Source organism: Streptomyces sp. NPDC005533 (assembly GCF_042871845.1).
In the GTDB taxonomy this organism is placed as follows: Bacteria; Actinomycetota; Actinomycetes; order Streptomycetales; family Streptomycetaceae; genus Streptomyces.
In genome coordinates this window covers 17,823-38,619 of record NZ_JBIAJH010000052.1, presented here as the reverse complement: position 1 = coordinate 38,619, position 20,797 = coordinate 17,823, and the positions used below count along the sequence as shown (strand labels likewise).

Below are 20,797 nucleotides of genomic sequence, written 5' to 3'. Positions count from 1 at the left end.
CAGAACCCCCACCATCACCCTCGCCGCGTGACCATCCCAAACAGCCCCATACCCGGCACCACATCCTTGACGAAGGACATAGAGACACCCCCCCCCGACGTTCCGGGACCGGATGGGCGGACAACCCGCACGAGTGGGCGCGTTGGCGTGCGCAAAATGATGAAACCCGATCGGCTGTGGGGCGTTAGAGAGGTGGGCCGCCGTTCGCCCGCGGTGCAGACGAGAGTACGAGGAGCACGATGAGAGACCCGAAGCCGGTCGGACGCGGCCGGATGAAGCTGGCAGCCCGATGCCGGGTGGCCACGGAGGCCCCCGCCTTCGGGTTGGTCGTCTTCTGCGCGATCCTGCTCAACGCCGCCCTGATGGGCGTGGAGACGTACAGCGGGCTCGCCGCGGACCACCGGCGGCTGCTGGAGGGCGCGGAGAACTGCTGCCTCGCCCTGTTCAGCCTGGAGATGCTGCTGCGCGTCGGCGCGTGCGCGGACCGGCCGAAAGCATTCTTCCGCGACCCGTGGAACCTCTTCGACCTCGCGGTCGTGGCCTCGGCCTTCGTCCCGCTCGTACGGGAGAACAGCACCCTGCTGCGGCTGCTGCGGCTGGCCCGCGTCCTGCGGACCGCGCGCTTCCTGCCGCACCTGCGCATCCTGCTGATCGCCGTGGGCCGCAGCCTGCCGGGGACCGCCAGCTTCCTGTTCGTCGGCGCGCTGGTGCTGTACGTGTACGCCATGGTCGGCTGGGTCTGCTTCGCCGACTCCGACCCGCAGCACTACGGTTCGGTGGGTCGCGCGATGCTCACGCTGTTCCTGCTGACCACCCTCGACGGCCTGACCGACGCCGTCCGGGCGGGGTTGCGGATCTCCCGGCTCAGCATCATCTACTACGCGTCCTACGCGCTGCTCGCCTCCTTCGTGCTGGTGAACGTCCTCATCGGGGTGGTCCTCAACTCCCTCGACGAGGCGCGCGAGATCGAGGACGCGGCCAACCGCGACCGCAAGCAGCCGGGGCCGCCGCCGACCGACACGGACGTACGGGACCGCATCGCGACGGCCCGCCGCGCCCTGGACGAGATCGAGGCGACCCTCGGCGCGGTGGACGGCCGCCCGACGCGCCGGCTGGAGGCCTCGCACAGCGGGCCGTGAGGCGCCGGGTCACCCGTCCGCGGGGTCGGGGAGGCGGATGTCCCACGTGCCGTCCAGACGCCGGTGGACCGCCCAGCGCCCGGGCTCGTCGGTGAAGGGGGGCACGGCGTCCGGGTTCGCTTCGAAGCGCACGCCCTCGAAGCGGACCCGGCCGTGGAAGACCGCGTGTGCGAAGTCGACCGGTCCGTGGAACGCGGCGCCGCCGCAGACCAGCCCGCGTTCCCACGTGGCGGACGCGAAGGAGGCCGGCCCGGCGAAGTCGGCGCCGCTCAGCCCGGCCGGACCGCTGAAGACGGTGCGGGAGAAGTCCGCGGTCCCGGTCACCCGCATCCCGTTCAGGTCGGCCGCGGACTCCAGCGCGGCCTGGCCGAAGGAGACCCCTTCGATGAACTCGGTGTCCGTGAACTCCACCGAGCCGCGGAAGACCGTACGGCGGAACGTACCCACCCGCTGGAAGAGGCTCCGGTCGAAGACGGCGACGCCGTGGAACACCGCGCCGGTGAAGGAGGCCCGCCCCGCGACGGCGGTGCGCACGAACATGGCCCGGCCCGCGAAGGTGGCCCGGGAGAAGGAGGCGCGCCCCGAGAACTCGGCGTCCACCGTGTTCCAGTCGTCCACGAAGTGGGCCCGGTCGAAGTCGGCCGGGCCGAGCCTGACGCGCCGCGAACTCGGCTGCCGCACCGCCTCCAGGACCTCCTGGAGCAGTCCGCCCTCGAAGGTGGTGCCGCGCAGGTCCAGGGCCGACCCCGGCCCGAGCGTCCCGAGGTAGGCCCGCTGCTCCGCGCTCTCCAGATGGGCCAGGCACCGGTCGTAGCCGGGCAGCCGGATCCCCGTGCACGGGGTGGGGAGGGACCGGACGGAACGGCGGCCGCAGACCGGCCAGTCGACGCCCTCGCCCTGGAGCTCACCGGCCTCCGTCAGCGCGAGGCCCAGGGCGACGGGGTCCGCGGTGCACCGCCAGCCCTCGCCCGCGCCGCCGATCGGCACGAGGGTGCGCAGCACCGCGGGAGCGACCAGCTCGCGCAGTTCCTCGTACACGGGGTGGGACAGGGCCACGACGAGGGGTCCCGTCGTCGACCCGGTCCGGTCCACCCTCCGCAGGACCCGGACGGCCTCGGACGCGGGCGGCCAGGCGCTGACGGGGCTCCCCTCCTGGAGGCCTTCCATGGGCCCGGCGGCCAGGGCCACGCGGAGGGAGAAGGGCCCGCCCTCCGTCCTGCGGCCGGCGAACAGGGCCATGGTCCGCGGCAGTTCGGACAGCAGCCGGCCCGCCTTGCCGATGGCCCCCGGCGCCTCCAGCAGCACGAGTGCCGCCGCGCCGTCCCGGGCGCCGACCAGCCGGAGGGTGACGCCCGCGTCCCCCGCGAGCTGCGCCATGAGGTCTCTCACCTCGGCTTCCGGGGAGCTTCCGACGGGGTACGCGCCGTCGCCACCGGGCAGCACCGCCAGGCACACGCCGGAGTCCTCCGCCGGGTGGGCCCGCCCGTGCTCGGCCATGGCCTCGCGGAAGCCGGGGAGTTCGCGCAGCGCGCGGCCCGACAGGAACACCATGCGGTCCGGCCAGACCCCGTGCACGACGCCGAGCAGTTCACCGGCGTGGGAGACCGGGCCGCCGCGGTAGTGCGTCCAGCTCTCGGGCTCGGCGGAGAGCCGGACGAGCTCGCCGTTGCGGGCGCCGTCGTTCGGGACCACCTCGCCCGTCAGCGCGACGGATTCCCCCCGGTCCGTACGGCCGTCGACGCGGACCCGCGCGGTCCCGGCGTCCGCCCCGGCCTCCGTTTCCGCTTCGGCTTCGGCTTCCGCCCAGGGCAGCGGCTCCGGCCGGGCCGCCCGGTCCTCCAGGTCCTCGTCGGCCAGCAGCAGGGAGACCCGGGGCAGTGCGTCGTCCCACCACACCGGGCGGCAGGAGACCTCCCGGGCGCCGGCCCGTACCCAGGCGACGGTGCGCCGGGAGAGCGGGGCGTCGCCGACCGTGAGGACCAGCCGTGGTGCCAGCAGGGTGCCGACCTCCTGGGGCTCCGGCATGGCGTCGTAGCGGACGCGTACGACCCGGTCCCGCAGGCCCGGCTCGTGCGGGGGCCCGGCCGCGAAGGGCAGGGCCTCGTCGGCCACGGTGCGGCGGCCGGTCCCGCCCGGGGTGACCCGGACCGCGGTGAAGTCCGGTGCGGGTCGCCGGTTGCGGGACACGAACTCCCAGACGCGGCGGCGCACGAGCTCCCGTACGGCGGCCACGTCCCCGCGCAGCTGCGAGCCGAGCAGGGCCTCGCGCACCCCGGGCAGGAAGTCGAACTCCGCGTCTTCGGTGGCCTGTTCGGCGCCCCAGGGGGCGAAGAGCCCGCCGAGGGCGACCTCCGCGAGGTGGCCGTGTTCCGAGTCCCGCAGCAGGGAGCGCCGCACCAGCGTCATCACCGGCAGGGTCAGCGGCACGGCGGCCAGGTGGGCGGCGAGCTGCTGCGCGGTCGGGGAGGCGCTCGCCCGGAAGCGTTCCACCACCTCCAGCGGGCTGCGGGCGCCGGCGGGGGCGGGATCCTCCGGGGTGCCCGTGGCTCCGGGCTCGGCGTCCAGCCGCAGGCAGGCCAGCCGCCGCCACCGGCCGTCGCCGGAGACCACCCGCACCAGCCGGGCCAGGCTGCCCGGGGCGATGCCGACCACGGGGACGACGGCCGCCGCGGCGGCGGCAGCGGCGGCGCGGCGGCGGCCGGCGCCGGACCGCCGGGTGGTCGGGACCTGCTGCCAGGAGCGGGTGGCGGCCGCCGGCCGGTCCGCGCGGACGGCGAAGGGGACGGGCCGGACGGCGCCGCGGGTCCAGAGCCGCTCGGGCAGGACGTTCAGGACGGCCACGGCGTTGTGCGCGCACCAGTGCCGGAGCACGCCCTGCACGGCTGCCCCCCGCCAGCCGCCCGCCACGGTGTCGGAGAGTACGAGGATCAGCCGGCGGCCCGCGGGGTCGGCCAGTTCCAGCGGGTTGCGGGGCGGGCCGCCGCGGCCGCGCGTGAGCATCGGGGTGGCGCCGGGTCCGGTGCCGGTCAGCTGCCAGGTCCGTACGTCGCGGAAGACCCCGCTGCGGGTCAGGACGGAGCGCAGTTCGTCCACGAGGTCCGACCACAGCAGCATCGAGTGGTGCGTGTCGACGACCAGCGCCAGGTCCAGCCAGCGGCTCTCGGCGGGCCGCAGGACCGGGGTCGGCATCATCCGCTCGATGCTGCGCTCGACGGTGAGCTGTTCGTCCAGTTCCTCCCCGGGGCCGCCGATGGAACGCCGGCCGACGGGGCGCAGGGAGCGCATCAGGGCGAGCGGATCGTCGAGGGAGGCGGCGCGGGGCAGCCGTACGGGCGAACCCCGGCGGCCCGCGGCGGTGTCGGCCGGTTTTCCGGCGGGACCGGGCGGGGCGGCCGGGAAGAGCTGGACGGCGGGCGTGCCCCCGTCCGGGCGGTCGGGCTCGGACGGCGGGAGGGTGTCGGCACCGGCCTCGGGCGGGGCCGGTTCGGGGGCCGGCGGCTGCCCGGCCGTCGGATCGTCGGCGGGCGCGCCGGGCGGGCGGGTCCCGGCCGGGTCCACCCGGGCCGCCAGCCACAGGATGTCGGCGATCTCCTCCACGCCGACGCCGGTGCGGGGGGCGCCGTCGACGGCGCCCTCGGCGAACGCGGCGAGCAGCCCCTCGATCACGCCGTGGGCCCGGTCAGGTGCTGCATCACGGTGGCGAGGAAGCGGTCGCGGTCGCCGGGGGCGGACCAGGCGCCCGCGAGGCGCAGTTGGATGGCGTTGAGGAGCTGGTCGGTGGCGAGGTCCCCGTCCTCGCCGCGGTCGAGGAAGCTCTGGACGAGGTCCTGGTACTCCTCGCCGGCCTCGATGTCGACGCCCAGCCGGCGGCGCACGATGCGGGCGAGCTTCTCAGGTCCGGGCGCCTCCAGGTGGAGGCGGACGCAGCGCCGCAGGAAGGCGGGCGGGAAGTCGCGCTCGCCGTTGCTGGTGAGGACGACGACGGGGAAGTACCGGCACTGGACGCGGCCCTGCGTGATCCGCACGGTGGCCTCGGGGTCGTCGTCGGTGCCGATGGCGACGGTGGGGTCCTCCTGGGCGAGGCGGGCGAGTTCGGGGATGAGGAAGCCGCCGTCCTCGAAGACGGTGAGGAGGTCGCCGGGCAGGTCGATGTCGCTCTTGTCGATCTCGTCGACGAGCAGGACGCGGGGCCGGTCCTGCGGCAGCAGAGCGGTGCCGAGCGGTCCGAGGCGCAGGTAGCGGGAGATCGACGGGGCGGCGGGGGCGGACGCCGGTGCTGCGGCGGGGTCCGGCGGGGGCGGTACGGCCGCCGCGCCGGGCGCCCCGGCGGCGCGCGCGGGGTCCGCGCCCGGCGGGCGCAGCTGTTCCAGTCCGGCCTCCTGGAGGCGCCCGATGGCGTCGTACAGGTACAGCCCGTCCCGCAGCACGGTCCGGCTGGTGATCGGCCAGTGCAGTACGGGGCCCAGGCCCAGGTCCGTGGCGATGCCGGCGGCGAGCGTGGACTTGCCGACGCCCGGTTTCCCGGTGACGAGCAGCGGCCGGCGCAGGTACAGGGCGGTGTTGACGACGTCCTTCTCCGCCTCGTCGGGTACGTAGCCCATGCCGCGCCGCTTGGTGCGCTCCCAGGCGGGTCCCTCGCATCCGGGTGGCTCGTATCCCGGGTCGGGGGTGCCGGTGAAGTCCCGCCAGGGTGGCGGGGATCCGGCTTCCAGTCGCGCGCGCCGGTCCTCGCCGGGGCCGCTCCCGTGGTACAGCCACCAGTCCTTCGCCACTGCCTCTGCCTCCATCGTGCGTGTCGCGGTCTGTCGGGGTCGGGGGTCGGGGGTCGGGGGTCGGGGCCGGTGGTCGGGGGTCAGGCCAGGGACCGGAGGCCCGGCACGTCGTCGGGATCGTCCCACAGGAGCACCAACTGGTCTCCCCCAGGCGCGGGTTGAGGGGGGCTCGCGGCGTCCGCGGCCGCGCCGGGGGCGCGCGCGGCCGCCCGGCGCACCTCCCGCACGCGTGCGGGCAGTGCCAGTACGTCGAGCGCGCCGGGGTCGGGCCGGCCGTCCGGCCCGGCCGGTGCGAGCAGGTCGAGGAGCGCGGGCTCCGGTGCGCCGCCGCCGCGCCGCCACACGGCCACCGGGACCCCGCCTTCGAGTACGGCTTCCAGCAGCCCGTCGTGCGGCGCCGTCGTCGTGTGCGCCAGGACGCAGGCGGGCGCGGGCCCGTCGGCCAGTTCCCACCCGAGCGCGTCCGTGACCTCGGCGTCCGCCACCACCCGGACGGCGTCGGGGTGCCGGCCGCCCTGGGCGCACAGCCACCGCCAGGAGGCGTGCCATTCGGCCCGCGTGTCCGCCCGCTCCTGCGGGCAGCGCACCACCACCTGGTGGAGCCGGCCGAGGGCGTGGGGCCGGCCCCGCGGGCCGCGGGGCACCGGCCACTGGTCGAAGTCGGCGTCCAGCAGCTCGTAGGGCACGTGGAACTCGATGCGGTCCACCGCCCGGTACGTCCGCCGGCCGACCTCCCCGCTGCCGTCCGACATCGCCCCGATGAGGGCCAGTTGCCGGACGAGTTCCTCCCGTACGGCCTCCAGCCGGACCGGTGCGCCCTCGGACTCCCATATCTGCTGGGTCCGTTCGCCGCGCAGCCACATCCGGGCGTGATGGCCGGGGCCGCCGTCCGGCGGCGCCTCCAGCCGTACGTGCACGACGGTCCTGTGCGGCGCGGGCGGGGGCTGGGGCACCGCGGGCAGGCCGAGGCGCTCGCGGGTGGCGTGCACCCAGTCCGTCAGCCGGGCCGCCCAGGCCCCGTCGCCGGCCTTGGCGGCCCGGTCCGCGAGGAACCGTACGAAGGGCACGGCCAGCGGCATTCCGCCGCGCCCGCCCTGGCGCTCGTCGAGGTCCTGGACCACCTCCAGGAGGCTGTCCCCCGGCAGGCCGCCGCGCACCGGGGTGGTGCAGTCGGCCACCTTGAACGCCCAGGTGTAGGCCTCGTGCGCGCTGCGCGGCAGTTCGCGGCCTTCGAACAGCTCGCCGAGCCCGTCCCAGGCGGGCTGGTCCAGCCGGGCGGCGCGCTGCGGCCGGGGCCCGGGCGGCCCCTCGTCGAGGAAGGAGCACGCGTCCCAGTCCCGGTCCACCACGAACTGCGGCAGCTGCCAGCCCTCGCCGCGCTCGCGCAGTTCCTGGAAGGAGCGGTGGATGCTGAGGGCGGCGCCGGGCAGCCCGCTGACACTCTCCCGCAGGGACCGGTGCCCGATCTCGCCGAGCAGGGCCTCGGTGAAGCGGCCGGCCCCGCGCTCGGCGTCGTTCTGCGCGGCCTCGCCCTCCCGGGAGGCGTAGAGGCGGAACTGGCGGCGGCCCGGCACCGAACTGCCGCCGCCGTAGTCGGTGGTGCCGAAGTTCCACCGGGCGTCGCGGGGCGCGTCGACCCGGCAGGAGTCCACGAGTGCGGCCTGGAGCGGGAAGCGGCGCGGTTTGACCAGGTCGGTCCGCCACCAGCGCAGCGCCGAGTCGAGGTTGAGGTGCCTGATCTGGCCGCGGCTGGCGTCGGCGCAGGGCAGCATCAGCTCCTGCCGCGGGCCGAGGTAGCCGTGGCCGGCCCAGAAGATCCACAGCAGGTCGCCGTCGCACTGCGGGAGTTCGTCGAGCAGCACCGCCTTCACGTTCTCCTCGGTGGCCGGGCGGTGCGCGGTCCGCAGGGCGGCCATGGCCGGCGTGTCCGTCCAGTCGAGGTCGTCCGGCGCGTCGAGCGGGGACAGCAGCAGCCGGACGTTGCCGGCGGGCACTTCGGCGGGACCGGTCAGCCAGCGGGCGAAGCGCAGGGCGTCGCGGGCCGGGCCGCGCAGGTTCCAGTGGTGGCTGACCTCGTAGCGCTCGACCCCGGCGACGAGCGCGAAGGTGCGCCGCGGCCCGAGGGCCGGGGGCAGGAAGTCGGCGTGAGTCACCCGATCTCCGCCTCGGCCACCGCCTGTTCGATGCGCTCGTAGAGGGAGTCCTGTTTCCAGTAGGCGCTGTGGCAGGCCGGGAAGGGCTGGCGGCTGCCGACCTCGTGGTCGCTGACGCGCGGGTCGCCGGGGAAGACCGGCCCGGCGAGGTAGGAGAGCACGTCCTGGCGGTCGTAGACGTTGAGCCAGCGCGGGAAGCCGTACGGGAGTTTCGCGCCGGGTTCGAGCGCGGTCAGCGCGCCGAGCTCGTAGAGGAAGGGGGCCTGGGAGCCGACGGTGACGAGCAGTTCGGCCCCGGGGACGGCTTCGCCGCGGGCGGCGGCGAGGGCGAGGAGGTCCACCAGGGCGATCCCGCCGAGGCTGTGGCCGATGAGTACGGTCGGCGCCGGGTCGGCGGCGATCCGGGCGTGCAGGAACGTGCGCAGGTCGTGGCCGCGGGCCTGGTAGCGCAGGATGTCGCCGAGCGCGGGCGTGGCGCCGACGGTGAGCGAGCCGCGCCAGGCGTTGAGCAGGGGCTGGGTGGTGACCCGCAGGGCGAGCCGGCCCAGGACGGCGGCGGCGCGGGCCCCGGGCACCCGGGCGTCGCCGCCCAAGCGGGTGGTGAGCAGTTCGACGAGGCGGTCCCGTTCGGCGCCGGTGCAGTCGGCCTCGGCTCCGGCGCGGGCCAGCGCGGCGGCGGTCACGGCCCGGGCGAGGGCGGTGGCCAGCTCTCGCGCCTGCGGCTCGTGGGCGGCGCGCGCTCCGGCCCGGGCCGCCTCGGCGGAGCGGGCGGTGGTCTCCAGGGCGGCGGCGAAGCCCGCGGCGAGTCCGGTGCCGTACAGCAGTGCGCCGAGTTCGTCCCCGGCGCGGGGCGGTGCGGGTGGTACCGCGGCCAGCAGCCCGAGCACCCGGGCCCCGGCGGGCTGGACGCCGGGCATCGCGAAGCCGTCGTCCTCGACGTCGTCGCCGTCCGCGCCGGCCCGGCCCTCCCAGCCGGCCTCGGCGAGGACGCGCAGCTCGCACAGCGGGTCGGCGAGCAGGAGCGCCCACTCGGCCGTCTCGGCGTCCACGGGGTCGGGCTCGGCATCCGGACCCGGCCGCCGCAGCCCGGGTACGGAGCGGCCGCCCGCGCCGAGGGTCGCGCCGAAGCGGTCGCCCCAGTAGCAGGATTCGACGGCGGCGTCGGGGAATCTCCGCGTCAGCCGCTCCCGTACCAGGGCGAAGAGCCTGTCGTGGCGCTCGCGCCGCACCCCCGTACCGTGGACAAACAGAAAACGCATCGCCGCCCCGCCCCCCTCGTACGGTCTCCCCCGCCCGCACCATAGCGCCGCGCGGGTGACGGGGGGTGTGGAACCGGGAGTTCGGGGCTCCCCGGGCTGCGGGGCTCAGCGGCCGCGCGGCACCACCGTCGCCAGGACCCGGGGCAGCGGGTACCAGTCGGCGGAGACGATCGAGGCGTGGTGGCCGGCGAGGAGCGCGACGCGGTCGCGGGCCTGCGCCTCGGTCGGCCGGGTGGAGTCGATGGCGGGGGCGACGGCGTGGGCGTCGGTGGCGATCAGCAGGTAGTGGTTGCGGTCGTACCAGCCGGTGTCGACGGAGCCCCCCGCGTACGCGCTCGCGTCCCCGTCGAAGACCACGAACCAGGGGCGCAGCGACACGTCGGCGTAGCGGGTGCGCGGGTCGCCCGGCTCGGCCCGGTGCACGGCGGGGAAGGCGGCGGCCTGGCCGAGGCGGCCCTGGGCGGCGAGGGCGCGCAGGTGGGTGGCGTACTCGCGGTCGGTCCACAGGGTGTCGGAGGCGTTGCCCTCCTCCACGGTGCCGGGGATCAGCTCCACGATGAACTTCCCGGCCAGGGCGGCGCGGCCGGGCCAGGCTCCGGCGCGGGCGGCGGTGTCGAGGTCGGGGTGTCCGGCCGCGAGCTGTCCGGGGCGGTAGACGGCGTCGCCGAGCCTGCCGGTCAGCAGCGCGTCGAGGTCGGCCGGGCCGCGCCCGAGGTTGGCGGCGAAGCCGTCCTTGAGCTCCAGCTTGAGGACGACCGGCCGGTGGCCGGGGTGGGCGTCGTGCCAGCTGCGGATGTCGGCGAGGCAGCCGGCGAGGTTCTGGTTGCGGGCCTTGGTGCGCAGCTGGGCCGGAGTGGTGGCGTTCTCGCAGTTGTTGTCGTTGCCGAAGGGGTTGTTGTGGGAGACCCGCCAGGAGCTGCCGAAGAAGTTGGTCCACACGTCGAGTTCGAGCATGGCGGCGCCGGAGTCGAGCGCGTCCGCGAAGTAGGGGTACTTGGCCTGGTCGTAGGCGTTGTGCACGCCGACGCCCGTCGATCCCGCGTAGGGGAGGTCCTCGGCCGCCCCCGCCGGGGACGCGAGGGCCACGACCGCCAGCAGGGCGGTCACCGCACCTGCCGCCCGCTTCCGCAATCTCATACCCTGGCTCCTGTCGATCAAGGTGGGGGCCGCTCAAGTCGCGTGGAGCGTAGGGCGGTTGTGTGGACAACAGAAGACCCGCGAATGACACGCACACGACAATGCGGTCGGCTGTGAGCACGGACACGTCCGGTTCCCGGAACCCGGGCCGCCGTTCCCCCCATCGAACGAGGAGTCGGAGTGTCGGTGGGGTGGGAGCAGCGGATGGCCAGCAGGGTGCACGGGCGGAAGCGGGGACGGGAAAGGGGGCGGGAGCAGGAGCGGGAGCGGGGACGCAGTGCGCGGGGCTCCCTGCTCCTCGGCCTGCTCTGCACCCTGGTCCTGGCGTCCCTCGGGTACGCCGCCTGGGAGCTGCGCGGCATCGCCGCCGACCGCGCCGACGGGGACCCCGCCCGGGGCACCTACCAGCAGGACCCCGAACGCGCCGACAAGACCGCGGGCGCCGTGCTGGACGGGATCGTGCGGGAGGACCCGGAGGGGGCGACGGACGGCAAGGCCTTCGCCGGGGGCGCCGCCCCGGCGAACTGGCGGACCACCGGCTGGCAGCCCTCCGATCCGCTGGAGGCCCGGCCGGCCCCCGCCGAGCCCGCGATCGGTGCCCTCTTCTCCCCCGGCTCCGACCGCGACCCCGACCACCACTGCTCGGCCGTCGTGGTCCACTCCCCCGCCGGCGACCTCATCGCCACCGCCGCCCACTGCGTGTACGGCGGCGGCTTCCGCACCAACCTCGCCTTCGTCCCCGGCTACCGCGACGGCGTGGCCCCGTTCGGCGTCTGGGTGCCCACCCGGATCGACGTCGACCCGCGCTGGACCGAGGACCAGGACCCCGACCACGACATCGCCTTCCTCCGGCTGCGCCGGCCCGGCTACCCCGGGCAGCGGCTGGAGGACGTCACCGGGGCCGAGACCATCGCCTTCCGGCCCGAACTGCCCGCGCCCGCCCGCATCGTGGGCTACCCGAACTACTCCGAGCAGCCGCTGGAGTGCCGCAACACCGCCCTCGCCGCCGGCCCGACGCAGCTACGGCTGGACTGCGCGGACGTGCCCGACGGAACCAGCGGCGGCCCCCTGCTGACCGACGGCCGCACGCTGATCGGGGTGATCGGCGGACGTGACGGGGGCGGCGACGACCAGACCTCGTACAGCGTCTACTTCGGCGACGCCACCCGGGCGCTGTACGAGCGCGCCACCGGGCCCTGACCCCCGTCGCCGCGGGACATCACGAAGGATCTTTCTAGAAAGGTCTTCCAGTTCCGCGGTCTTGCTACGCTCGGTGGCGCAGATTCCGGAAAGCACCACGCACACCGACGGGACCGCAGCATGTCTCCGAAGCAACAACGCGGCGAAGCCACCGTCGACCTGCTCCTGACCACCGCGCTGCGGGTGTTCGCCGAATCCGGCCAGCAGGGCTTCACGGTGAACGCGGTCGTCTCGGCCAGCGGGGTCAGCCTCGGCAGTCTCTACCACCACTTCGGCAGCTTCGACGGCCTCGCCGCCGCGCTCTACATCCGGTGCATGGACATGCTGTGCGACGACATGGTCGCCGCGCTCACCCGGTGCCGCACCGCCCGCACCGGGGTGCGCTCCTGGGTCGCCGCCTATCTGGCCTTCACCCAGGAGCACCGGGACGTCGCGCTGTTCCTGCACGCCTCCGCCTACTCCGGCTACCTGGTGGCCCACGCCGAGGAGATCGGCGCGGCCAAGGCGGAGAAGTTCGCGGCCATCATCCAGTGGCTGGGGGTCCGCATGGAGCGCGGCGAGATCGCCCCGCTGCCGGCCCCCGTGATCGAGGTCCTGGTCATGGGCCCGCTCGCCGAGGCGGCCCGCCGCTGGCTGTCCAGCACCTACGAGATCGACCTCACCGAGGCCGCCCGCCACCTCCCGGAGCACATCTGGCGTTCCCTGCGCCCCGAACCGGCCTGACCCCCGCCCCGTCACGCGTCATGGGTCCACGAGCCATGGCCGGGAGCCCCGCACGCGCGTGGGCCTCTGGGTGGTTGTCCGCATCGTCGTCGCTCATGCCGCCGAGTCTCCAGCGCGGGCGGGGCCCGGGTGAGGCCCGGGCCGGGGCGCCCGGAGGCGACCCGGGGGCGGACGGACTCACGGCGGGGGCGCCCGCGCGGGCGCGGGCCGCGTTCGGAGCCTCGGCGGGTGTCCCGGTCGGGGCCGGGCCGGGCGGGGCCGCCGCGCGACCGGCCCCGGACGTGCGGGCCGGGCGCTGCCGGATCAGCGCGGGAGGGAGGCGTACGAGACTCCGGTGAGCTTCTCGGACGCCGCCCAGAGCAGTTCGCCGGACGTGTCGTCGAGGGTCCACTTCGCCCGCCAGGACGGCGCCGGTGCTCCGCGCCAGCCGAACCGCGGGCCGATGAAGGCGTCCTGGCGGACGCCGGGCGCGGTGGCCGCGTACAGGGTGGGCAGTGCGCCCGAGGCGGTGGGCTGGGCGAGGACCGCGTTGCCGAGGGCGGCCACGCGCGAGTTGAGGCTCGGCCCCTCCACCTTCGAGGCCCCGGAGTGCAGGTTGCTGGAGGCGTAGCCGGGGTGGGCCGCGGCGGCGGTGATCGTGGAGCCGGCCGCGGTGAAGCGGCGGGCCAGCTCGTGCGTGAAGAGCAGGTTGGCGGTCTTGGAGCGGCCGTAGGCGACCCAGCGGCGGTAGCCGCGCTCGTCCGAGAGCGCGTCGGAGAGCGCGTCCGGGCCGCCGTCCCCGACGTCGATCCTCCCCAGTACGTGGAACCCGCTGGAGACGTTCACGATCCGGGCGCCGGGGGCGGCCTGCCGGATCCTGGGCAGCAGCAGTCCGGTGAGGGCGAAGTGCCCGAGGTGGTTGACGCCGAACTGGGTCTCGAACCCGTCGGCCGTGCGCCCGTACGGGAGCGCCATCACGCCGGCGTTGTTGACCAGCAGGTCCAGGGCGGCGTGCCGCTGCCCGTACGCGGCGGCGAACTCCCTTACGGACGCCAGGTCGGCGAGGTCCAGCGGCATGAACTGCGCCTCGGCCCCCGGTACTTCCGCGCGCAGCCGGACCAGCGCCGCCCGGCCGCGCGCCGCGCTGCGGCAGGCCAGCACGACCGAGGCGCCGTGCCGCGCGAGCTCGCGGGCGGTGACGTAGCCGATGCCGCTGTTGGCCCCGGTGACGACGGCGGTCCGGCCGCTCTGGTCGGGGATCTTGCCGGCGTTCCGACCGGGCATGGCGGCTCCCTCGTGTCGCGGTGGGTTACCGAGGGTAGACCCTGGCGTCGCGAGGGTGCGGCCGGGGTGCCGCGGGGGTCTTGCGAGGGTGGGCGCTGGCCCCGGATCCGCAGGCCAGTAGGCTGCGGGTCCGCCGTCTTTCCCCTTCCCGTCCCGAGGTACCGCGCAGTGAGCTCCGCACCGCCCCCCAGAACCGTGACGGTCGTCGGCCTCGGCGCCGACGGCTGGGCCGGGCTCACCACCGCCGCGCGCTCCGCGCTGTCCTCGGCCCAGGTCCTGATCGGGGGGCCGCGCCAGCTGGACCTGCTGCCGGCCGGGGAGTGCGCCGGTGAGCGGGTGGCCTGGCCGAGCCCGCTGCGGCCGGCCGTGCCGAAGCTGATGGCCGAGCACGCGGGCCGCCGGATCGCGGTGCTGGCCAGCGGCGATCCGATGTTCTACGGGATCGGCCGCGCCCTCGCCGAGGAGCTCGGGCCGCGGTCCCTGCGGGTCCATCCGCACCCTTCGTCCGTGTCGTACGCCTGCGCCCGCCTGGGCTGGCCGGTGGAGGACACCGAGGTGGTCACGGTGGTCGGCCGCCCGGTGGCCCGCCTCGTGGCCGCGCTGCACGAGGGCCGCCGGGTGCTGGTGCTCAGCGCCGGAGCGGCGACCCCGAACGAGATCGCTGCTCTGCTTCGAGAGCGGGGCTTCGGACCGAGCCGGATGCGGGTGCTGGAGCAGCTCGGGTCCGAGCGCGAGGACGCGTACGAGGGCCGCGCCGACAGCTGGGACCGCTCCCCCGGCGACCCCTTGAACGTGGTGGCCCTCGACTGCCGCCGCGACCCCGCCCATGCCGCGCCGCGCCTCGGCGCCACCCCCGGCCTGCCGGACGCCGCGTACGAACACGACGGTCAGCTGACCAAGCGTCACGTCCGGGCCGCGACGCTGTGCGCGCTGGCCCCGGCCCCCGGCGAACTGCTGTGGGACATCGGCGGCGGCTCCGGCTCCATCGGCATCGAGTGGATGCGCACGCACCCCTCGTGCCGGGCGGTGGCGGTGGAGCGCGTACCGGAGCGGGCCGCGCGGATCAGCCGCAACGCGGCGGCGCTCGGCGTACCGGGCCTGCGCGTGGTCGTCGGCGCCGCCCCGCAGGCCCTCGACGGACTCCCGGCGCCCGACGCCGTGTTCATCGGCGGCGGGCTCACCGCGCCGGGCCTGCTGGACGCGGCCTGGGCGGCGCTGGCCCCCGGCGGTCGCCTGGTCGTCAACACCGTCACCCTCGAATCGGAGGCGGTCCTCACCGACCGCTACCGCCGCCACGGCGGCGAACTGGTGAAGCTCGCGGTCGCGCACGCCGTGCCGGTCGGCGGATTCACGGGCTGGCGGCAGGCGATGCCGGTCACCCAGTGGTCGGTGACGAAGCCTGCCGAGCCGGCCACCGCATCCAAGGAGAAGGATCGAACATGACCGTGTACTTCATCGGTGCGGGCCCCGGCGCCGCCGACCTGATCACGGTGCGCGGTGCCAGGACCCTGGCCGCCGCCCCGGTCTGCCTCTACGCGGGCAGCCTCGTCCCGCGCGAGCTGCTCGCCGAGTGCCCGGCGGACGCCCGCCTCGTCGACACCTCGCAGCTGAACCTCGACGAGATCATCGCCGAGTGCGTACGGGCCCACGCGGCGGGCCGGGACGTGGCGCGGCTGCACTCCGGCGACCCGTCCGTCTTCAGCGCCGTCGCCGAGCAGATGCGCCGGCTCGACGCGGCCGGCATCCCCTACGAGGTCGTCCCCGGCGTACCGGCCTTCGCGGCGGCGGCCGCCGCCCTCAAGCGGGAGCTGACGGTGCCCACCGTCGGCCAGACGGTGATCCTGACCCGCGTCGCCCAGCAGGCCACTCCGATGCCGCCCGGCGAGGACCTGGCCACGCTGGGCCGCAGCGGCGCGCTCCTGGTCCTGCACCTGGCCACCCGCTACGTGGACCGGGTCGTCGAGGAGCTGCTGCCGCACTACGGGGCCGAGTGCCCGGTGGCGGTCGTGGCGATGGCCAGCCGCCCCGACGAGCTGATCCTGCGCGGCACCCTGGCGGACATCGCCGCCCAGGTGAAGGAGGCGGGCCTGGTCCGCACCGCCGTCATCATCGTCGGCCGCACCCTGGGGGCGGAGCAGTTCCGGGACAGCCACCTGTACTCCCCGGAGCGCGACCGTCATGTCTGCTGAAGCCGGCCGCGAGCCGGACCGGCACGTCCTGATCCTCGGCGGCACCACGGAGGCCCGCCGCCTCGCGGAGGCTCTGGAGCAGCACCCCTCGTACCAGGTGACGACCTCGCTCGCGGGCCGGGTCTCCGCACCCCTCCTCCCGCCGGGCGGCACCCGCGTCGGCGGCTTCGGCGGCATCGCCGGACTCGCGGGCTGGATCATCGGCTTCTCGGTCACGCACGTGGTCGACGCCACCCACCCGTTCGCGGAGCGGATCAGCTTCAACGCCGCCGAGGCGCAGGCGCTCACGGGCGTCCCGACGCTGGCGTTGCGCCGGCCCGGCTGGACCCCGGGCCCCGGCGACGACTGGCGGTTCGTCGACTCCCTGGAGGAGGCGGCCGCCGCGCTGCCCCCGCTCGGCGGCCGGGCCTTCCTGACCACCGGGCGGATGGGCCTGCACACCTTCGCGCACCTCACCGACACCTGGTTCCTGGTGCGCTCGGTGGATCCGCCGGACGGTCCCGTGCCGCCGCGCATGGAAGTGCTGCTGGACCGGGGCCCGTTCACCCTGGCCGACGAGCGGGAGCTGCTCGCCCGCCACCGGATCGACGTGCTCGTCACCAAGGACAGCGGCGGCTCGGCCACCGCCCCCAAACTCACGGCCGCCCGCGAGGCCGGCATCCCGGTCCTGGTCGTCCGCCGCCCCCCGGTCCCGGAGGGCCAGCCGCAGGCGACCACGGTCCTCGAAGCCCTGCGCTGGCTCGACGCCGACCCGTCGTAGGGGGCGGCCGCCGCCCCTGGCGCGGACGGGCGGGGACTGTACGTGGACCCGTGAACGGCCCCGGGCCCGGAGGCGGTCGGCCGCCCCGGGCCCGGTCAGACGTCCGCGGCCGTCCTCACGGGTAGCGGCGCGGCGTCCACGTGATCCGCGACCCGTCGGGCCGCTCGGTGATCTGCGTCTGCGAGGAGCCGATCAGCAGGATCGTGCGCATGTCGACCTCGGACGGCTCCAGTTCGGCGAGCGTGACGATCCGCACCGACTGCTCCGACCCGCCCACGTCGCGGGCGACGACCACCGGGGTCTCGGGGGCGCGCAGTTCCAGCAGCAGCTCGCGCGCCTGGGCCACCTGCCACGTGCGGCTGCGCGAGCCGGGGTTGTAGAGGGCGAGCACCAGGTCGGCCGCGGCGGCGGCGCGCAGCCGCTCCGCGATGACCTCCCACGGCTTGAGCCGGTCCGAGAGGGAGACGGTGGCGTAGTCGTGGCCGAGCGGGGCGCCGGCCGCGGCGGCCGCCGCGTTGGCCGCGGTCACGCCCGGCAGCACCCGTACGGGCACGTCCTCGTACTCCGCCTGCCCGGCCACCTCCAGCACCGCCGTGGCCATGGCGAAGACACCGGGGTCGCCGCCGGAGACCACGGCCACCCGCTGCCCGCGCCGGGCCAGGTCGAGGGCGAACTCGGCGCGCTCCGACTCCACCTTGTTGTCGGAGCCGTGCCGGATCTGCCCCGGTTTCACGGGAACCCGGTCCAGGTACGTCGTGTAGCCGACCAGCACCTCGGCGTCGGCCAGGGCGCGCCGGGTCTGCGGGGTGAGCCACAGCGGGCCCGCCGGGCCGGTGCCGACGACCACGACCTCGCCGGGGCCGGACGGCACGCTGCCCGGGTTGCCGGTCCGGCTGGGCACCACGGCGACGGCGAAGTACGGCACGCTCGCCGGATCGGTGTCGGCGAGCCGGCCGGTCCGCTCGCCCTCCATGGTGGCGCGCTCGACGTAGCGGGCCTCGGCGAGCCGGCCGCTGTTCTCCATCGCGCCCCGCACGGCGGGGAAGGTGCGGCCGAGCTTCATCACGACCGCCGAGTCGGTGGCGGCGAGACGGGCGGTGAGCTCCTCCTCGGGCAGGGTGCCGGGGAGGATGGTCAGGACCTCCTCGCCCTCCACGAGCGGGGTGCCGAGCCGGGCGGCGGCGGCGCTCACCGAGGTGACCCCGGGGACGACCTCGGTCTCGTACCGGTCCGCGAGCCGCTTGTGCATGTGCATGTACGAGCTGTAGAAGAGCGGGTCGCCCTCCGCGAGCACGGCGACGGTCCGGCCGGCGTCCAGGTGCGCGGCCAGCCGGGCGGCGGCGGCCTCGTAGAACTCCTCCATCGCGCCTTGGTAGCCGCCGGGGTGGTCGGTGGTCTCGGTCGTGACCGGGTAGACCAGCGGCTCCTCGATGTGCGTCTCGCGCAGGTGCGCGGCGGCGATCGAGCGGGCGATGGAGCGCCCGTGCCGGGCGCTGTGATAGGCGACGACATCGGCCTCGCCGATCACCTGGACGGCCCGCAGCGTCATCAGGTTCGGATCGCCGGGCCCGAGCCCGACCCCGTACAGGCGCCCCCGGAGGGCCTGGTCGGCGCTCATTCGGCCACGCTCGCGATGGCGTTGACGGCGGCCGCGGCGATGGCGCTGCCGCCCCGCCGGCCGCGCACGATCAGGTGGTCGAGCCCCGAGGGGTGGGCGGCGAGCGCGTCCTTGGACTCGGCGGCGCCGATGAAGCCGACGGGGACGCCGATGACGGCGGCCGGGCGCGGAGCGCCCTCCTCGATCATCTCCAGCAGCCGGAACAGCGCGGTCGGGGCGTTGCCGACGGCGATCACGGAGCCCTCCAACAGGCCGCGGTCACGCCAGACTTCGAGGGCGGCGGCGCTGCGCGTGGTGCCCATCTTCGCGGCGAGGTCGGGAACCGCCGGGTCGGAGAGGGTGCAGATCACGTCGTTGTCGGCGGGCAGCCGCTTGCGGGTGACACCGCTGGCGACCATCTGGACGTCGCACAGGATCGGCGCGCCGGCCTCCAGCGCGGCGCGGGCGCGCAGCACCACGTCGGGGGTGTACCCGAGGTCCTGCGGGAGGTCGGTCATCCCGCAGGCGTGAATCATGCGCACCGCGACCTGGGCGACCGACGCGGGCAGGCCGGAGAGGTCCGCCTCGGCGCGGATCGTGGCAAAGGACTGGCGGTAGATCGCGGCGCCGTCCTTCTCGTACTCGAACACGGTGTACTCGCTCATTTCTGCACTGAGTCGGGGAGGTTGTCACGTACGTGGTCTGCGTGGCGGGCGTCCGCGAGGGCCGGGGCGAGCTCGTGCTCCGGTACGCCGCGTCGCGGTGCGCGGCCTTCGAGGTGGAGGTCGTATCCGGTGGGGGTGGCGACCAGGTCCACCCAGGCGGAGCCGCGCGGGTGCCCGCACCGGCGCTCGCAGCCCGACCAGTGCACGGGCAGCGGCCCGCGGGCGCGTTCCGTGACGGCCCGCGCGTCGGCGCGTACGTCGGCCAGGGACTTCGCGCAACCGGGCTTGCCCGTACAGGCGGTGACGGACCGCCAGGGACTGTCGGGAGCCGTGACCAGCCCCGCGTCCGCGAGGCCGGCGAGCGCGGCGGTGGCCGCGTGGCCGGGCAGCCCGGGGGCCACGATGCCGCGCCAGGGAGTCAGCCGGACCCGGCCCGTGAGGCCGGCGAGCCGACGCCACTGCGCGGTGGTGAGCCGCCCGAGCGGGGCGAGGAGGGAGAGCGAGGCGGTGCCGTCGGGCCCGGGCACGACACCGGGCTCGGGCGGCGGGCCGGGTCGGACGGACGGGGCGGACGGGGCGGACGGGTCCTGCGTCGCCACGACGGCGCGGACACCGGCGTCGGCCAGCCGCTGCGCCAACCGAGCCCCGGACAGGGCGTGTTCGGGAGCCAGTTCGGCCACCCGCCAGACCCGGGTACCGGCCTCCCGGACGGCGTCGAGGAAGTACTCGGCGGCCACCAGCGCGGCCCGCGGCGCGTCCTGCGCGCAGACGAGCACGGCTTGCCCCGGGTCCCCCGCCCACAGCAGGGCGTCCCCCGCCCCGCGCGGAACGAGGTTCACGTCCGCGTCGAGCGAGGTCACGTCACCCCGGCCGTCGTCGAGGGCGAAGAGGAACCGCCCGGACAGTCCGGCCGCCGCCTCGCTCGCGCACAGCAGCGCGTCCAGCTCCGCCACCCAGGGGGACACGTCGGGCAGGCCCAGCAGGTCGAGGCCGGTGAGCGGCGAGCAGACGATGTTGCGGACCCGCTCGTGCGTGGGAGCGGGCAGCAGCCCGGCGGCCGCCAGCAGCCCGGCCAGTTCCCCGCCGCAACTCTCACCGAGGCCGCGCAGTTGTACGTTGCCGCGCGAGGTCAGGTCGAGGTGGCCGTCGCCGAGCCGGTCGGCGGCATCGGCCAGCAGCAGCGCCGCGTCGCCGCCGAGCAACCCCCCGGGAATCCGCACCCGCGCCAGGAACCCGTCGTCCGCCGCGTGCAGCCGAAGCGCACCCGGGCAGGCGTCACCACGGTCCCGTATGACGGGTTCGTCCCGCGATGCGGCGGAAGGTGGCTGGGGCATGGCGGCGAGCATACCCACGATTCCCCTCCCCCGACCTGTGTCCGTCACCACCCCCACCAGCCCGGACACCCACCAAACCAGCCCCGCCGGCGTTTGAGGCGCGGGGCCCCAGGGGCAGAGCCCCCACAACGCCGCCGCACCGGCCCACCCAGACCGCACCAATCCAGCCCCGCCGGCGTTTGAGGCGCGGGGCCCCGGGGGCAGAGCCCCCACAACGCCGCCGCACCCAGCCACCCCGGCCCACCCCGGCCGCACCTAACCAGCCCCGCCGAGGTTTGAGGCGCGGGGGCCCGGGGGCAGAGCCCCCGCAACGGCGCCGCACCAGCCCACCCAGACCGCACCAATCCAGCCCCGCCGGCGCTTGAGGCGCGGGGCCCCGGGGGCAGAGCCCCCACAACGGCGCCGCACCCAGCCACCCCAGCCCACCCAGACCGCACCAATCCAGCCCCGCCGGCGCTTGAGGCGCGGGGCCCCGGGGGCAGAGCCCCCACAACGGCGCCGCACCCCCCCCCCCCCCCCCCCCGTGGCCCCCGGGCCCCCCCCCCCCGCGCCCCCCGCCCCCCCCGCGGCGCCCCCCCCCTAAGATGACCTTCCGGCGGACCACAC

At 75.9% G+C, this 20,797-nt stretch carries 15 protein-coding genes; 6 read left to right on the top strand and 9 right to left on the bottom strand.

The genetic code is table 11. The annotated features are described in order from the left end of the window. Window positions 1-239 precede the first annotated feature (239 nt). Entirely contained in the window at window positions 240-1,139 is a 900-nt protein-coding gene (locus tag ACFYP3_RS32720) for an ion transporter (RefSeq protein ID WP_388840624.1), read from the top strand. A gap of 9 nt (window positions 1,140-1,148) precedes the next feature. On the opposite strand, the gene ACFYP3_RS32715 is transcribed toward ACFYP3_RS32720, so the two are convergent. From ACFYP3_RS32715 to ACFYP3_RS32695, 5 genes are all read right to left on the bottom strand, one after another. After that, a complete protein-coding gene (locus tag ACFYP3_RS32715; RefSeq protein ID WP_388840621.1) occupies window positions 1,149-4,805 on the bottom strand; it encodes an SAV_2336 N-terminal domain-related protein in 3,657 nt (1,218 codons plus the stop codon). Beyond that, window positions 4,802-5,926, bottom strand: coding sequence for an AAA family ATPase (locus tag ACFYP3_RS32710; protein WP_388840618.1), 1,125 nt, complete (start codon window positions 5,924-5,926; stop codon window positions 4,802-4,804). The genes ACFYP3_RS32715 and ACFYP3_RS32710 overlap by 4 nt, the downstream gene beginning before the upstream one ends. 65 nt (window positions 5,927-5,991) lie before the next feature. Then, window positions 5,992-8,064 carry a hypothetical protein gene (locus tag ACFYP3_RS32705; RefSeq protein ID WP_388840616.1) on the bottom strand — a complete coding sequence of 691 codons (2,073 nt, stop codon included), beginning with the start codon at window positions 8,062-8,064 and terminating at the stop codon, window positions 5,992-5,994. Beyond that, the gene (locus ACFYP3_RS32700; protein ID WP_388840613.1) at window positions 8,061-9,323 is read right to left on the bottom strand and encodes a hypothetical protein; all 1,263 of its coding nucleotides are present in this window, start codon (window positions 9,321-9,323) and stop codon (window positions 8,061-8,063) included. The genes ACFYP3_RS32705 and ACFYP3_RS32700 overlap by 4 nt, the downstream gene beginning before the upstream one ends. Before the next feature lie 105 nt (window positions 9,324-9,428). Then, window positions 9,429-10,460 carry a phosphatidylinositol-specific phospholipase C domain-containing protein gene (locus ACFYP3_RS32695; RefSeq protein ID WP_388840611.1) on the bottom strand — a complete coding sequence of 344 codons (1,032 nt, stop codon included), beginning with the start codon at window positions 10,458-10,460 and terminating at the stop codon, window positions 9,429-9,431. Window positions 10,461-10,664: 204 nt separating this feature from the next. Between ACFYP3_RS32695 and ACFYP3_RS32690 the strand changes: the two genes are divergently transcribed. Next, window positions 10,665-11,660: a trypsin-like serine peptidase gene (locus ACFYP3_RS32690; protein ID WP_388840608.1), complete on the top strand. Its 996-nt coding sequence runs from the start codon at window positions 10,665-10,667 to the stop codon at window positions 11,658-11,660. Between the two features lie 120 nt (window positions 11,661-11,780). Further along, a complete protein-coding gene (locus ACFYP3_RS32685) occupies window positions 11,781-12,383 on the top strand; it encodes a TetR/AcrR family transcriptional regulator (RefSeq protein WP_388840605.1) in 603 nt (200 codons plus the stop codon). A 303-nt stretch (window positions 12,384-12,686) separates the two neighbouring features. On the opposite strand, the gene ACFYP3_RS32680 is transcribed toward ACFYP3_RS32685, so the two are convergent. Then, on the bottom strand, window positions 12,687-13,646 hold the full coding sequence (locus ACFYP3_RS32680) for an oxidoreductase (RefSeq protein ID WP_388840603.1): 960 nt from the start codon (window positions 13,644-13,646) through the stop codon (window positions 12,687-12,689). Between the two features lie 168 nt (window positions 13,647-13,814). Here ACFYP3_RS32680 and cbiE point away from each other — a divergent pair, with 168 nt between their 5' ends. Genes cbiE through ACFYP3_RS32665 form a run of 3 tightly spaced genes read left to right on the top strand, consistent with a single transcriptional unit; the run spans window position 13,815 to window position 16,595 of the window. After that, window positions 13,815-15,089 carry a precorrin-6y C5,15-methyltransferase (decarboxylating) subunit CbiE gene (cbiE, locus tag ACFYP3_RS32675; protein ID WP_388840600.1) on the top strand — a complete coding sequence of 425 codons (1,275 nt, stop codon included), beginning with the start codon at window positions 13,815-13,817 and terminating at the stop codon, window positions 15,087-15,089. Beyond that, window positions 15,086-15,835, top strand: a complete 750-nt coding sequence (cobM, locus tag ACFYP3_RS32670; RefSeq protein WP_388840599.1) for a precorrin-4 C(11)-methyltransferase — start codon at window positions 15,086-15,088, stop codon at window positions 15,833-15,835. The genes cbiE and cobM overlap by 4 nt, the downstream gene beginning before the upstream one ends. Further along, a complete protein-coding gene (locus ACFYP3_RS32665; RefSeq protein WP_388840596.1) occupies window positions 15,825-16,595 on the top strand; it encodes a cobalt-precorrin-6A reductase in 771 nt (256 codons plus the stop codon). The genes cobM and ACFYP3_RS32665 overlap by 11 nt, the downstream gene beginning before the upstream one ends. A gap of 115 nt (window positions 16,596-16,710) precedes the next feature. On the opposite strand, the gene ACFYP3_RS32660 is transcribed toward ACFYP3_RS32665, so the two are convergent. From ACFYP3_RS32660 to cobG, 3 genes are read right to left on the bottom strand one after another with little or no spacing between them, the layout of a single operon-like run. After that, window positions 16,711-18,213 carry a precorrin-2 C(20)-methyltransferase gene (locus ACFYP3_RS32660; RefSeq protein WP_388840593.1) on the bottom strand — a complete coding sequence of 501 codons (1,503 nt, stop codon included), beginning with the start codon at window positions 18,211-18,213 and terminating at the stop codon, window positions 16,711-16,713. Continuing rightward, a complete protein-coding gene (locus ACFYP3_RS32655; RefSeq protein ID WP_388840590.1) occupies window positions 18,210-18,857 on the bottom strand; it encodes a precorrin-8X methylmutase in 648 nt (215 codons plus the stop codon). The genes ACFYP3_RS32660 and ACFYP3_RS32655 overlap by 4 nt, the downstream gene beginning before the upstream one ends. After that, the gene (cobG, locus tag ACFYP3_RS32650; protein WP_388840587.1) at window positions 18,854-20,191 is read right to left on the bottom strand and encodes a precorrin-3B synthase; all 1,338 of its coding nucleotides are present in this window, start codon (window positions 20,189-20,191) and stop codon (window positions 18,854-18,856) included. Before cobG ends, ACFYP3_RS32655 begins: the two co-directional genes overlap by 4 nt. Window positions 20,192-20,797: the final 606 nt, after the last annotated feature.